Annotated in this window: 15 protein-coding genes; 8 read left to right on the forward strand and 7 right to left on the reverse strand. The window is 56.1% G+C overall.

Translation table 11 applies throughout. From position 1 onward, the window contains the following. The first annotated feature begins 25 nt into the window (after positions 1-25). The 3 genes from AACY09_RS16780 (at position 26) to AACY09_RS16790 (ending at position 3,721) form a co-directional block, all read left to right on the forward strand. Positions 26-487, forward strand: a complete 462-nt coding sequence (locus AACY09_RS16780) for a DUF302 domain-containing protein (protein ID WP_339489618.1) — start codon at positions 26-28, stop codon at positions 485-487. Positions 488-556: 69 nt separating this feature from the next. Then, positions 557-1,741 carry a BaiN/RdsA family NAD(P)/FAD-dependent oxidoreductase gene (locus tag AACY09_RS16785; RefSeq protein ID WP_339489620.1) on the forward strand — a complete coding sequence of 395 codons (1,185 nt, stop codon included), beginning with the start codon at positions 557-559 and terminating at the stop codon, positions 1,739-1,741. 132 nt (positions 1,742-1,873) lie between these two features. Beyond that, positions 1,874-3,721 (forward strand): SLC13 family permease, encoded by a 1,848-nt coding sequence (locus AACY09_RS16790; RefSeq protein ID WP_339489621.1) that lies wholly within the window; start codon positions 1,874-1,876, stop codon positions 3,719-3,721. A gap of 18 nt (positions 3,722-3,739) precedes the next feature. On the opposite strand, the gene ald is transcribed toward AACY09_RS16790, so the two are convergent. The 4 genes from ald to AACY09_RS16810 form a co-directional block, all read right to left on the reverse strand. Continuing rightward, positions 3,740-4,861 (reverse strand): alanine dehydrogenase, encoded by a 1,122-nt coding sequence (gene ald / locus AACY09_RS16795; protein WP_339489623.1) that lies wholly within the window; start codon positions 4,859-4,861, stop codon positions 3,740-3,742. 204 nt (positions 4,862-5,065) lie between these two features. Beyond that, the gene (locus tag AACY09_RS16800) at positions 5,066-5,755 is read right to left on the reverse strand and encodes a glutathione binding-like protein (RefSeq protein ID WP_339489625.1); all 690 of its coding nucleotides are present in this window, start codon (positions 5,753-5,755) and stop codon (positions 5,066-5,068) included. An 18-nt stretch (positions 5,756-5,773) separates the two neighbouring features. Then, positions 5,774-6,454, reverse strand: a complete 681-nt coding sequence (locus tag AACY09_RS16805) for a glutathione S-transferase family protein (protein ID WP_339489626.1) — start codon at positions 6,452-6,454, stop codon at positions 5,774-5,776. A gap of 49 nt (positions 6,455-6,503) precedes the next feature. Beyond that, entirely contained in the window at positions 6,504-7,091 is a 588-nt protein-coding gene (locus AACY09_RS16810; protein ID WP_339489628.1) for a TetR/AcrR family transcriptional regulator, read from the reverse strand. Positions 7,092-7,244: 153 nt separating this feature from the next. Here AACY09_RS16810 and yccS point away from each other — a divergent pair, with 153 nt between their 5' ends. After that, positions 7,245-9,425, forward strand: a complete 2,181-nt coding sequence (yccS, locus tag AACY09_RS16815) for a YccS family putative transporter (protein WP_339489630.1) — start codon at positions 7,245-7,247, stop codon at positions 9,423-9,425. A 23-nt stretch (positions 9,426-9,448) separates the two neighbouring features. On the opposite strand, the gene AACY09_RS16820 is transcribed toward yccS, so the two are convergent. Then, positions 9,449-9,679 carry a hypothetical protein gene (locus AACY09_RS16820; protein ID WP_339489632.1) on the reverse strand — a complete coding sequence of 77 codons (231 nt, stop codon included), beginning with the start codon at positions 9,677-9,679 and terminating at the stop codon, positions 9,449-9,451. A 189-nt stretch (positions 9,680-9,868) separates the two neighbouring features. Between AACY09_RS16820 and AACY09_RS16825 the strand changes: the two genes are divergently transcribed. From AACY09_RS16825 to AACY09_RS16840, 4 genes are all read left to right on the forward strand, one after another. Then, positions 9,869-10,351 (forward strand): GreA/GreB family elongation factor, encoded by a 483-nt coding sequence (locus AACY09_RS16825; RefSeq protein WP_339489634.1) that lies wholly within the window; start codon positions 9,869-9,871, stop codon positions 10,349-10,351. 68 nt (positions 10,352-10,419) lie between these two features. Beyond that, positions 10,420-10,653, forward strand: a complete 234-nt coding sequence (locus AACY09_RS16830) for a DUF2789 domain-containing protein (RefSeq protein WP_339489636.1) — start codon at positions 10,420-10,422, stop codon at positions 10,651-10,653. Positions 10,654-10,741: 88 nt separating this feature from the next. Next, positions 10,742-11,521 carry a DUF2092 domain-containing protein gene (locus tag AACY09_RS16835; protein WP_339489638.1) on the forward strand — a complete coding sequence of 260 codons (780 nt, stop codon included), beginning with the start codon at positions 10,742-10,744 and terminating at the stop codon, positions 11,519-11,521. Then, entirely contained in the window at positions 11,518-12,102 is a 585-nt protein-coding gene (locus tag AACY09_RS16840; protein ID WP_339489640.1) for a hypothetical protein, read from the forward strand. Before AACY09_RS16835 ends, AACY09_RS16840 begins: the two co-directional genes overlap by 4 nt. Positions 12,103-12,237: 135 nt before the next feature. On the opposite strand, the gene AACY09_RS16845 is transcribed toward AACY09_RS16840, so the two are convergent. Both AACY09_RS16845 and AACY09_RS16850 read right to left on the reverse strand, forming a co-directional pair. Beyond that, positions 12,238-12,744 (reverse strand): M48 metallopeptidase family protein, encoded by a 507-nt coding sequence (locus AACY09_RS16845; protein ID WP_339489641.1) that lies wholly within the window; start codon positions 12,742-12,744, stop codon positions 12,238-12,240. A gap of 48 nt (positions 12,745-12,792) precedes the next feature. Continuing rightward, positions 12,793-13,923: a PQQ-dependent sugar dehydrogenase gene (locus AACY09_RS16850; RefSeq protein WP_339489643.1), complete on the reverse strand. Its 1,131-nt coding sequence runs from the start codon at positions 13,921-13,923 to the stop codon at positions 12,793-12,795.

Genomic DNA, 13,923 nt, shown 5'->3' on the forward strand with positions numbered 1-13,923 from the left:
TCATCCAATCAAGCAGGAGCAGCACGTGAATGCCATACGCTATCTCTCAGCTTTTATCCTTCTGGCGATCAGCTCAATGAGCTATGCAGCCAACGGGCTGGTCAGTGTCAAAAGCCCGTACAGCGTCAACCAGACCATGCAGCAGGTTGAACATGCCGCCACCAGCCGTGACCTGACTATTTTCGCCAAGATCGATCATGCCGCCGGTGCAGCGAAAATCGGCACGGACCTGCGCCCGACTCAACTGCTGATTTTCGGTAACCCTAAAGGGGGTACTCCCTTGATGGAGTGCGCCCAGACGTCGGCCATTGATTTGCCGCTTAAAATCCTGGTCTGGCAGGACGCCGCGGGGCAAGTCTGGGTTGGCTACAACGACCCGGCCTATATCGGCGCTCGTCACGGCGCCAGCCAGTGCCCGGTAATAGCCAAGTTGCAAACTGTGTTGCAGGCAATTGCTGAAGAATCTGTAACGCCTCAAGCCCAGTGATCCAGCGATACGCGCAATGCGCCTTCGGGTAATATGCGCCAATTGTAAATCTGGGTTGAGGGACGCGCTGTGCTGGCTGCAAATGTTGTAATCATCGGTGCCGGTGCTGCCGGTCTTATGTGTGCCCTGACTGCCGCTGGCCGTGGTCGCAGCGTATTGCTGCTCGACCACGCCAACAAAGCCGGCAAGAAAATCCTTATGTCGGGCGGTGGCCGCTGCAACTTCACCAATATGTATTGCGAGCCGAGCAACTTCCTTTCTGGTAACTCGCATTTCTGCAAATCAGCCCTGGCCCGCTACAGCCAGTGGGATTTCATCGGCCTGGTTGCCAAGCATGGCGTGCCTTATCACGAGAAAAAGCTCGGCCAACTGTTCTGTGACAACAAGTCCAGTGACATTCTGCAGATGCTCTTGGCCGAGTGCGAAGCGGTAGGCGTTGATCTGCGCCTCGACACCTCGGTCAAAACCATCAGCAAGCACGCTGAGGGCTACCGCCTCGATACCACGCTGGGTGCAGTGCAATGCCAGTCATTGGTGATCGCCACTGGCGGTCTTTCCATCCCAACCCTCGGTGCCAGCGGCTTTGGTTATCAGGTGGCCAAGCAATTTGGCCATGAGCTGCTGCCAACTCGCGCAGGCCTGGTGCCTTTCACCATCACTGACCCACAGCTCAAAACCCTGTGCACTGAGTTGTCTGGCACCTCGGTTGAAGATTGTGTGGTCAGCTGCAACGGCACCAGCTTCAAGGAAAATATCCTGTTCACTCACCGCGGCCTGAGTGGCCCGGCGATCTTGCAGATTTCCTCATACTGGCAGCCCGGCGACAGCATCTCCATCGACTTGTTGCCACATATTGATCTGACTGAATGGCTGGCCACCCAGCAACGCGAGCGTCCCAACAGCGAGCTTAAAACCCTTTTGGCGGAACTTTTTACCAAGAAGATGGCTGGCTTGCTGGCCGACAACTGGTTTGCCTCAAAACCCATGAAGCAGTACACCCCTGGCGAGCTAAAGGCCATTGCCGAGGCATTATCCAACTGGCAACTGATACCGGCTGGCACCGAAGGGTATCGCACCGCCGAGGTGACCCTGGGCGGAATCGACACTCATGAAGTTTCATCAAAGACTCTTGAGTCATTGAAGTCGCCTAATCTGTACTTCATCGGTGAAGTACTGGATGTCACCGGGCACCTGGGCGGGTTCAACTTCCAATGGGCCTGGGCCTCTGGTTACGCCGCGGCGCAGTACGTCTAATTAAGCCATTAGCGTTCAAATAAGATACGCAGCACGGAACTGCTGCCAGGCTGCGCAATCTGCTGTAGAGAGCATCTGTAGCACGAGTGTCTCCTTTGACTGCTGTCCGACCTACACAGGATTGATCGCTGCATGACTCAAGACCAAGGATTGATCTTCGCCATTCTCGCCATCACCATGGGGATGTTTATTTGGGGTCGCTGGCGGCACGACATTGTCTCGCTCGGCGCGCTGCTGGCCTGTGTTATCTGCGGACTGGTGCCCGACCGCGACGCCTTTGCCGGTTTCGGTCATCCTGCGGTGATCACCGTCGCCTGTGTTTTGGTGCTCAGTTATGGCCTGCAAATCACCGGGGCGGTAGACGCGCTGGCGCAGCGGGTCATCCCCAGCAAAGCCGGGCCAATGATGACAATGACGGCACTGACCTGTTTAGGCGCATTGTTATCGGCGTTTATGAACAACGTCGGCGCCCTCGCCTTGCTGATGCCCATCGCCCTGCAAGTCGCCAACAAACAGTCGATCCCACCGGGTCGCGTGCTGATGCCACTGGCCTTCGGCACTATCCTTGGCGGTATGACCACCTTGATTGGCACCCCCCCCAACCTGATCGTTTCCAGTTTTCGCGGAAAAACCGATGCGGGCCCCTTTGCCATGTTTGATTTCAGCATGGTCGGTGTCCCGGTTGCAGTGATAGGTATCGCCTTTATTTTGCTGATTGGCTGGCGTCTTGTGCCAAAACGCGAAGTCGGCAACGCCGCCAGCTTCGAAACTGGAACCTACCTCACTGAAGCGCGGGTGCTCAAGGGCGGCAAAGCCGTTGGCCAAAGCATCCGTGAAGTCGAACAGTCCCTGGAGGAAGTAGACGCACAGATTGTGGCAATGGTGCGCAATAAAATGCGTTTATCTGCCCCAAACCCAAGGCGCGTGCTACAGATTGACGATGTGTTGGTCATTGAAGCCGAACCCGAGTCACTGGGCAGCGTGTTAAGCACCCTTGGGCTGACACTGGAAGCCAGCGACTCGGCCAAGAAGAACAAAGAAGCCGATCCAAAGAACGAGCGCGAGCCTAGCCCCGAAGAAACGCCACCTGAGGATGCTGAATCCGATAAAAAGGACAACGGCGAAGCCAGCGTACTGCAAGAGTTGCTGGTCAGGCCTGATGCCCAGCTGATCGGCCGCACGGCCAGCGGCACTCGACTGCGCAGCCGTTACTCGATCAACCTGCTGGCTATTTCCAGACAAAGCCACCGCTCTGTCAAACGGCTGCGCTCGACGCAGATCCAGAGTGCTGACGTATTGCTGATGCAAGGCACGCCGGAAGACATTTCAGAGTTTGCCGCTGACTATGGCTGCGTCCCCTTGGCTGATCGTGCCATCAGCATCCCTAACCCCGGCCAAGCCGGATTAGCCATTGGCGTTATGATCTGTGCCATCGCCCTGTCTGCCTTCGGCCTGTTATCGGCGGCCGTTGCTTTCGCCTGTGGCGTGTTGGTGTACATGGTAATGCGCGTGGTGCCCCTGCGCTCATTCTACGAGTCGATCGACTGGCCGGTGATTGTTTTGCTCGGAGCCCTGATCCCCGTGGCGGGCGCTATGTCATCAACAGGTGCGGCTGACTTACTGGCCCGTCTGTTGATGGAGAACATTGCCCAAGGGCAACCCATCATCGTGTTGACCGTGCTGCTGATCATCACCATGACCCTTTCCGACTTTATGAACAATGCCGCCACTGCGGCGGTGATGTGCCCGATTGCCTTAAGTCTGGCGACTCAGCTTGATGTCAACTCAGACGCGCTGCTGATGGCAGTCGCCATTGGTGCTTCCTGCTCTTTCCTCACCCCAATCGGTCACCAGAACAACACTTTAATTCTCAGCCCGGGCGGTTTTCGTTTTGGAGATTACTGGCGTCTGGGCTTGCCGCTGGAAATTGTCGTGGTGCTGGTCAGCGTGCCAATGTTGCTGTGGGCCTGGCCGCTGTAACGACCAGGCCTGATCAGGTCAAAGGTGTTCGAGCACACTCGCCGCTGAGTGATACTCCAGGCCTAAAGCCTCTGCCACGCTGGCACAGGTAATCACGCCTTTGGCGACATTGAGGCCGTTGCACAGATGCTGGTTTTCCTCGAGTGCGCGACGTGTGCCTTTTTGCGCCAACTCAATAACAAACGGCAACGTCGCGTTATTCAATGCCAGCGTCGAGGTTCGCGCGACAGCACCAGGCATATTGGCCACGCAGTAATGCACTACATCATCAACCACATAAGTCGGGTCCGCGTGGGTTGTGGCTTTCGAAGTCTCGGCACAACCGCCTTGATCAATTGCCACGTCCACCAGTACTGCCCCTGACTGCATGTGTTTGACCATCTCGGCGCTGATCAGCTTCGGCGCAGCGGCACCCGGAATCAGAACCCCGCCGATCACCAGATCAGCGCCTAGAATCTGCTCACGCAAGGTTGAGCGCGTCGAGTACAAGGTGGTGATGCGGTTACCGTAAAGTGAGTCTAGGCGGCGCAAGGCATCAACGCTTTTATCCAGCACCGTAACGTCCGCGCCAAGCCCAACCGCCATGGCCAAGGCGTGACTGCCGACCACACCGCCACCCAGAATCACCACTTTGCCCGGGGCCACGCCTGGCACCCCGCCAAGCAAGACGCCGCGCCCGCCTCTGGCTTTCTCCAGACAACTGGCTCCAGCCTGGATCGACATACGTCCGGCCACTTCAGACATGGGCGCCAACAACGGCAGACGTCCATGACTGTCTGTCACGGTTTCGTAGGCAATGCAGGTGGCACCACTGCCGACCAGATCGTCGGTCTGCGGACGATCCGGGGCAAGGTGTAAATAGGTAAACAAAGTGTGTTCGGGACGTAAGCGAGCCCGCTCGATCGCTAGCGGCTCCTTGACCTTGACGATCATCTGCGAATCCGCAAATAGCTGATCAACACTGGTCGTTATCTGAGCACCTGCAGCGACATAATCTTCATCGCTAAACCCAATCGCCGTGCCAGCCTGGGTTTCGATCATCACCTCATGACCAAGGGCAGTTAATTCAGCAACCGAGTGGGGCGTCAGGCCGACACGGTATTCATGGTTTTTGATTTCTTTGGGCACGCCAATGCGCATAGCCACCTCCAGCAAGACAAGTGAGTCATTAGGATGTCCTATTAAGCTTAGAAAACCTGACGCACATGCCCGTCTGAATTAGCCACTGATTTCAGTTAAAACCCCTAAAAGCTATGCGAATACGGCACTAAACAGCTCCACCAGCCAGCGCACCAGACGCCGCAGCTGAGCAACCCATGCGGCGTAAGTGCTTGCACAGATTTGTTACCTGTCCTGACCGAACAACAGCTTGCGCGCTTGGGCAGACATCAGCGCGTCGGGGTCTGGGTTAATAGCCTCAACCAGCGCATAGGCGCGCACCACTGCAGGTCGCCCGGCCATACGTTGCAGCCATGCGGCCATATTCGGGAAATCTTCCAGCCGTTGTTTCTGCCCTTCCCAGCCTTTCGCCCAGGGATAGATGGCCATATCGGCAATCGAATATTCACCGGCTACATAATCACGGCCCTCAAGCTGGCGATCGAGCACGCCATACAGGCGCGCCGTTTCTTTCACATAACGATCAATGGCATAGGGAATGGGCTCAGGGGCATAGCGGTTGAAGTGATGATTCTGCCCAGCCATAGGCCCGAGTCCGCCCATCTGCCAGTGCAACCATTGCAGCACCTCGGTGCGTTCACGCAGCGTGCGCGGCAAGAACTGTCCAGCCTTGTCCCCGAGGTACTCAAGGATCGCACCCGATTCGAATAAGGAAAGGGGTTCACCGCCGTCAGCAGGCGCATGATCGACAATGGCTGGAATTCGATTATTCGGCGCAATCTTTAAAAAATCAGGTGCGAATTGCTCGCCCTTGCCGATATGAACCGGCCGCACCTGATACCTAAGGCCGACCTCCTCAAGGAAGATGCTGATTTTGTGGCCGTTAGGGGTGGTCCAGTAATACAAGTCGATCATGGCGCCTCTCCGATCCGCTTAAACGGCGCGTTTTACCGTGCCGAACTGAGCTTCATACTGCTGCAAAATCCGCTGGAACCAGCCATCAACTGCTGAACCAGAGGTCCATGGCTGCTCGCCAAGACACCATGCCCAGAAGAACAAGCCGGCGACCAGATAATCAGTACCGGCGGGTTGTTCACCGTCCAGGTACGGCTGGGTTTCGAGCCATGCCTCAAGCGGCGCAACGGCCGGAACAAATGCATCGATACCCGCTTGCCGGTCGGCGAACGCTTCGAGGGTCATACCTAGGGCTTTTTCACGGCTGCTGCGAAAGTAATCTTTATCCGCCTCATCAATGGCTGCGAAAACGCGGGGCACCAGCAGCTTGAGCAACGGCATGCGCACGGCAGTGAAAATAAGCTTTTCCAACAAACGCGCACGATTGGCCGCAAGGCTATCACCCAGCAGGGTTTTCTCAGGATAGGTGGCATCGAGGTACTGGAAAATCGCCACGCTGTCGTTGACCACGGTTTCACCGTCACGGATCACCGGGACCAGTTTCTGCCCCGAGCACGCCAGTGGATCTTTGTCGGTAAAACGCAGCGGGGTGCCGGTAAATGGCAACCCCTTGTGCGCCAAGGCTAACCGTACCCGCCAGCAATAAGGCGAGAATAAAACCTCAGGGTCAGCGCCACGTAGTTCAAACAATTCCAGCATGTTTTACTCCTTGTTTAAGGACAACTCAGTCCCTTTTTGGCCAAAAAAATTAGCGCAATGTACGCATCACGCTATTGACGGTTGCTTCAATTTGCTCTGCCGCCAGCCCAGACTTCACTTGCGTGCGCAAACCACTGATTACGCATTGCAGGTAAAAGCCCAAGGCCGCGCAATCCGCCTGCGCACTCAACTCGCCGTTCACTTGCGCGCGCTTGAGCGCAATGGACAAGACCCGAGAAAAACCTTCAGTGGCGTTCTTCACCAGCAGCACAACGGCAGGCTGGCCAAGGGAAAACTCATTGGCCACATTAACCAGCATGCAACCGCGCGGTATGCCGTCAAGGCCATCGTCATCCAACACACCGATTAAGCGACTGCGAATGTAGTCGAGTGGCGAGCTGGATTGCTCAAGCAACTCAAGCAGCAACTCTTGGCGATTGCGGCAGTAACGCGCGAAGGCGGCTTCAAACCACGCCTGCTTACTGGGATAGGTTTGATACAGGCTGCTCTTCGACAAACCAGTCGCCGCGAGCAAGTCTTGCAGCGATGTGGCTTCATAGCCGCGCTGCCAAAACACTTGCATGGCGCTTTCGAGGGCTTGCTCAGGGGAGAATGATTTTGGACGTCCGCGATTCATATCTGCATTTAGAACCGATCGGTTCCAAAATACAAGCGCTACCCACCAATGCTTTCGGCACTCATGTGCGTGGAAAACTTGTATCGCTGAGCCCATAGCACTCGTCATAACTGATCCGTTAATCTGCACCTACTTATGCAGCAAGGCCAGCCGATGACTCGTCGTTCAGTCCGCCAATCTTTGCGCCGCCTTTGGGCGTTAGACAAATTCAGCTACAGCCTGCGCGTGTTTATCGCACTGAGCGGCATCCTGATCCTGTGCTGGTCACAAGACCATATGCGCGCATTAATCCCACTGTTTCTCGGGGTTATCGCCAGCGCCTTGGCCGAGACAGATGACAGCTGGCAAGGCCGTCTTACCGCATTGCTGGTCACCTTGTGTTGCTTTAGCGCCGCCGCGTTCACCGTCGAATGGGTTTTCCCCTACCCCTGGCTGTTCGCTGCAGCACTGGCTGTCTCCGCTTTCTCGCTGACCATGCTTGGCGCACTGGGTGAGCGCTATGCAACCCTCGGGTCGGCGACTTTAATCCTGGCAATTTACAGTATGATTGGCGTCGAGCAACGCGGCGGCGCCAGTGGTTCGACGCTACAACCCTTGCTCTTGGTTGCGGGTGCCGCTTGGTATGGCTTGCTCTCGGTGGTGTGGCAGGCAGTGTTCTCCAATCAACCGGTACAGCTGAGCCTGGCCCGGCTGTTTCGTGAGCTGGGCCGCTACCTCAAACTTAAATCCGCATTGTTCGAGCCATTGCGCCAGCTCGATGTTGAAGAACGCAGGCTGGCGCTGGCCAAGCAAAACGGCCAAGTCGTCGCCGCGCTCAACGCCACCAAAGAAATAATTCTGCATAGAGTGGGCAACGGCCGACCCGGACGTAAAGTCAGCCGCTACTTAAAGCTGTACTTCCTCGCACAAGACATCCACGAGCGCGCCAGCTCATCGCACTACCCTTACAACGAACTGGCTGAAGCCTTCTTCCACAGCGATGTGATGTTCCGCTGCCAACGATTATTGCGCCTGCACGGGGAGGCCTGCGAGCGACTGGCTGAAGCGGTCGAGTTGCGCCAGCCATTCATGTTTCGTGAACTGTGCAGCCAGGCTCTGGCCGACCTGCATGATTCCCTCGAATACTTGCACCAGCAAGCCAACCCGCCACGCCGTCACTTGCTGCGCTCGCTCAATTCTCTGGCCAACAACCTCGGCACCCTGGACAACTTGTTCAGCAATGCCAGCAACCCGGACGCACTGGCTGACGAGCAAGACAGCAGCCTGCTCGACCGTGAACCCCAGACGTTTAAAGACGTGCTTAACCGCTTCCGTTCACAGCTCACACCGAACTCATTTCTGTTTCGCCACGCGTTACGCTTGGCGATTGCGCTGACCGTTGGTTATGCGGTGCTCAACTGGATTCATCCGGCCCAAGGTTATTGGATATTGCTGACCACAGTGTTCGTCTGCCAACCGAACTACGGCGCAACACGGCGCAAGCTGGTGCAGCGTGTGAGTGGCACCGTACTCGGATTACTGATCGGCTGGGCCTTGTTTGACCTGTTTCCAAATGCACTGATCCAATCGCTGTTTGCGGTGGCGGCCGGCGTCGCCTTCTTCGCCACCCGCACCAGCCGTTACACCTTGGCAACCGCCGCGATTACCTTGCTGGTGTTGTTCTGCTTCAACCAAGTAGGCAACGGCTACGGGTTGTTTATTCCGCGTCTGGTCGACACCGTGCTCGGCAGTTTGATTGCCGGTTTAGCCGTGTTTTTTATTCTGCCTGACTGGCAAGGCCGCAGCCTCAACCGCATGGTCGCCACAACCCTGAACTGCAACAGCACTTACCTGCGCCAGATAATCCAGCAATATGCCCAGGGCAAACGTGACGACCTGAGCTACCGACTGGCGCGACGCAATGCCCACAACGCCGATGCTGCCTTGTCGACCACACTGGCCAATATGCTTATGGAGCCGGGCCACTTTCGCAAAGAATCGGACATTGGCTTTCGCTTTTTGGTGCTGTCGCACACCCTGCTCAGCTACCTTTCCGGTTTGGGCGCGCATCGTGGTGAGATTCAGTTGGATGAGACCCAGCAACACCTGCTCACCAGCGCCGAGCAACTGGCTGCCAGCCTCGACGAGATTGCCAAGGGTTTAATTGATAAGACCGGCGTAGCGATTCACAGTGATGCAGAAGAACAGCTGGCGCAGGCCCTTGAGCAAATCCCCGATGAGCTGGATGACCAACAACGGTTGGTACAAACCCAACTCGCCCTGATTGGCCGGCAACTTGGACCGCTGCGCACCGCCTCGGCGCACTTACTTAAAGGCGTGCAAACGCCAGGTTAGACGCGCGACCACGGGCGTGATGATCACGCCAGTTTGGCTTTGGCTGCTTGCGCACGGCGGCGAAGGGTCAGATCAATTTTCAGACAAATAGCCGCCAGCGCTAAAAAGCCAATGCCCAGTGCGGCGCGGGTGACATCAGTACCCAGCACCTCGGATAACCACTGCGCAATACCTGACGGATTACTCGCCAACAAAGCGCCAAGCGGCACCACCACCGCTAAAAAACAAAACCCAATTGCACGTAACAGGTCCATCAATCGTCCTCCGGCTGGAATCGCCAGCGCAGTAATTTTCAGCCACCGTTATAGATACCTCAAGGATCGCCTGAGTGAAACATCACTAACACTAGACATTGGTGCAAGATACTTGGCAGCTCTCCCGCTGCCAGGGTAATTCCGTTACCCTTCACGATTGCCCCAGTCCTTACTCAGTAGCCTAACTTGATGGATAAATCACTGCTGCAACAGCAGGTGCTGACGCGCCTTGAAACAGACCTGCAAGTCGCGCAACACGCAGCCAAAGTGGCGCACGAAACCGCCACCCATGAAGAGAATATTGCCGAAAACAAATACGACACATTAGGTCTCGAGGCCGCATATTTGGCAACAGGACAAGCGCGCAGAGTCGAAGCCATCCGTCAGACCATAGCCACTTGGCGGCAGCTACGTCTGCGAGCGTTTTCGCCAGGGAACGGCATCGAACTTGGCGCGCTTATATGCCTGGTTGATGAACACAGCACTGAGCAATTGATGCTACTTGGCCCCAACGGCGCCAGCATGAAACTGGTCCATGAGGGCCTCGCGATTCAAGTTATTAGTCATGACGCGCCGCTCGGTAAAGCCATGATCGGTAAGGGGCCGGGTGATGAAGTCAGTTTGAAAATCGCCACTAGCACGCAACACTTCGAGATTCTCTGGGTCGAATAATTAACCCGAGGCGAACTGTGCATCTATTATTGCTTGCGAAAGCGCCCAAACCATTGCCGGAGAACTCCATGGAACAGCCTGTTCATGATCTACCTAGCCTATTTGCGCAACTGGGTTTGGCCAACGACCCTGCCAGCATTGACGCCTTTATCAGCACGCACTCGCCACTGCCAGAAGACTTGATATTGGCCGATGCAAGTTTTTGGAGCAAAGCCCAAGCTGCATTTCTGCGTGAAGAAATACGTGAAGATGCCGACTGGGCTGAAATCGTGGACCAACTGAACTTGATGCTGCGCGGCTAGCCCAGCAAATAACCGCCCGCCCAAATAACAGGCAGCACCATGCTGGGCTACGCTCATACAGCTATCCACTTAGATTGCTGGAGCCTGTATGAACGTCCCACGTCGAACGCGACTGTGCTTGGCCCTGTGCTTGGTGGTGTACGGCCCGCTGGCCCTGGCAGCCGAAAGCCAAGACGCCCCAGAGCAAGCTGTAACGGCCGAAGCCCGGGGCGTCTATGAGCGTATGCGCAAGAGCCTGAGCGCACTCAAGCAATACTCCGTCGTTGTGCAGTCAAGCCAGGATGAAGTACTCGACTACGGCTACAAGCTGCAACACAACGCCTATGCGACCCTTGATGTGCAACCGCCCACGCACTTGCGCGCGCAGGTCAGCGGGGAAGCGCCTCGACTCTTTGTCTACGACGGTAAAACCCTGACCTTATCCAGCCCCGCAGAGGGCTATTACGCGCAAACACCTGCCCCCGCAACATTAAGCCAGGTAATCAGCGGGCTGATTGAGCATGATGTTGAAATTCCCTTGATCGATTTCCTCAGCCAAAGCCTGCAAGACCAACTACTCGACGGGGTCAAGCGGGGCTTGCTCGTGGGCAGCGAACAGATTGACGGACAAACCTGTGATCACCTGGCGTTTCGCGAAGCCTCGGTAGACTGGCAGCTCTGGGTCAGCCAAGGTCAACAGGCCTTACCCTGCAAGTTGGTGATCACAACGCGCTATACCCTCGGCGATCCGCAATACCAGGCAACCATGAAGTGGAACACCGATGCTCAGTTTGCCGCTGACCACTTCGCCTTCGTTGCGGATAAAGATACCACCCGCATTCCCTTTACCACTGACCGCGCAGCACCGAAAAAGGAGCCACAGCCATGATCACATTGAAGTGCCTTGGCAGCGCCACTCTTTCATTGCTTGTCTTGGCCGCGCCCTTTGCAGATGCTGGGCGCCTTGCCGGCCATGGCGGCGGCGGAGGTGGCGTCAGAGCCCACAGCTCGGTAAGTCATGCGCGGGTGGCAAGCCAGCCCAGGGTGCAGCAGAACCGCAATGTTCAGCGCAATGTGAGTCACAACAACCCGCCGGTTAAGCGCGACAGCAAGGTCAATATCAAAAACAATAACGTCAACATTAACAATAATCGCAACCGCCACGGCGACGTCGACATTGATGTCGACCATCACGGCTGGGGCTGGAATGACGATGTGGATATCGATGTTGACCATAATGGCCGTGGCGACTGGGATATTGACGTCGACGTGGACCACCGCCATCCCGTAGCCACTGCTGCCATCGTCACAGGAACGGTTCTGGCCATCGGCTCAATGATCAACACGTTGCCGCCCAGCTGCCAACAGGTGTATCGCTATGGCAACGAGTATTACTACTGCAACAACCAGTATTACCAACCGCAATGGAACAACAACACAGTGGTTTACGTAGTGGTCGACAATCCGTAAGCAACCCGTCGCTGCCCGAACGGCCGGCCCCTCGCAGGGTGGATGACGCTCTTTTCATCCACCATTGTCACAGGAAAATTCGACTATTAATTGACTCACAACGAACACGCTTCAACATGCCCCATCCCACCAAGACTAACTTTGCGGCAGGCGACTGAGCTCTTGCCAGGTCAAATAAACCCGCAGGTCGAATTCAATTTGTTGGTAATCGGGCAGCATATATTCGCACAGCTTGTAGAACGCCTTGTTGTGGTCGGACTCTTTCAAATGGGCCAGTTCATGCACCACGATCATGTGCAGAAATTCCGCAGGGGCGTCTTTGAATAACGCCGCGACCCGAATCTCTTTTTTGGCTTTGAGCTTGCCGCCCTGCACCCGCGAAATCGCCGTATGCAGCCCCAGCGCACGGTGGCTCAGGTCGAGACGGTTATCGAACAGCACCTTGTCGATGCTCGGGGCATTGCGCAGGTGCTCTTGTTTAAGCCCGATTGTATAGGCGTACAAGGCCTTATCGTTCTGCACATTGTGCTTACCGCTGTAGCGCTGCTCCAGGTAATCGCCCAGGCGACCTTGATCTATCAGTTGGCGAACCTGATCTTGCAGGGCTACGGGATAGGCTTGCAGGTATTTAAGCGGCGTCATGGTCAAAATTTTCAGCTGCGTGAAGACAGGCCATTATGCCGCATCGCCTCACTCAGTCGGAATGACCTTGAGCACGCGCCCTTCCGAGCTGTCGGTGAGCAAATAGATATAACCATCCGGGGCGCTGTAAACCGCACGAATACGCTCATCAAGCTCTTCAAACAGCACTTCCTGGCCCGCCAACATGCCGTTTTTCATGCGGATACGCCTGACGCTTTTTTCCGCTAGGGTCGAGGCGAAGAAATCCCCCTGCCAATACTTAAAACGTGTGCCGTTGTAGACCATCAGACCGGAGGGGGCGACAGACGGCGTCCAGTGCAGCAGTGGCTGCTCCAACCCTGCAAGCTCAGTGTAAGGCGAGATTTGCGCGCCGTTATAATCAACGCCATAGGTGATCAACGGCCAGCCGTAGTTGACACCGGGCTTGATCAAGTTCAGCTCATCACCGCCTCTGGGGCCGTGCTCGTGACTGTAGATTCGCTTGAGCTGTGGCACGTAGATAATGCCTTGCACATTGCGGTGGCCGTAACTGTAGATTTCCGGCGCGGCATCTTTTACATCAACGAATGGATTATCTGCCGGTACGCTGCCGTCGCGGTTGATACGGATAATCTTGCCCAGATGGTTGCTGAGGTTTTGCGCTTCTTCGCGGTAATCGAAGCCATCGCCCAGGGTTAACAGCAAACTGTTGTCCGGCAAGAAGGCAATCCGGCCGCCATAGTGCGCGGTTCCTGCTTTGGCCGGCAGCGCTGTGAAGATCGTCTTCACATCCTGCAATTGGTTATCCACCAGCCGGGCACTGGCGAGGCGGGTGTTGTTGGCGTCACGATCACCGTAGGAATAGCTGATGAATATGCGCTGATTGCTGCTGAACTCAGGGTCCAGCGCGACTTCGAACAGGCCAGCCTGCGACGTGGCAAAGATTTCGGGCAAGCCCGACACCGCTTGTTCTTGCAGCTTACCGTCAGCTGCAATGATGCGTAAACGGCCTGGGCGCTCGGTAACCAGCATGCGCCCATCGGGCAAAAACGCCATCGACCACGGATGTTCCAGCCCTTGGGTAAGGGTCTCTATGTGATAATCAGTAGTGGCCGATGCTGGGCCCAGCCAGAAGCTGGCGAGCACAATTGCAGCGCCATACAAGGGCTTGGCTAAACAGCTACGTGCTTTATCGAACAT

Origin of the sequence: Pseudomonas sp. EL_65y_Pfl2_R95 (assembly GCF_963971045.1) — a bacterium.
Classification (GTDB): domain Bacteria; phylum Pseudomonadota; class Gammaproteobacteria; order Pseudomonadales; family Pseudomonadaceae; genus Aquipseudomonas.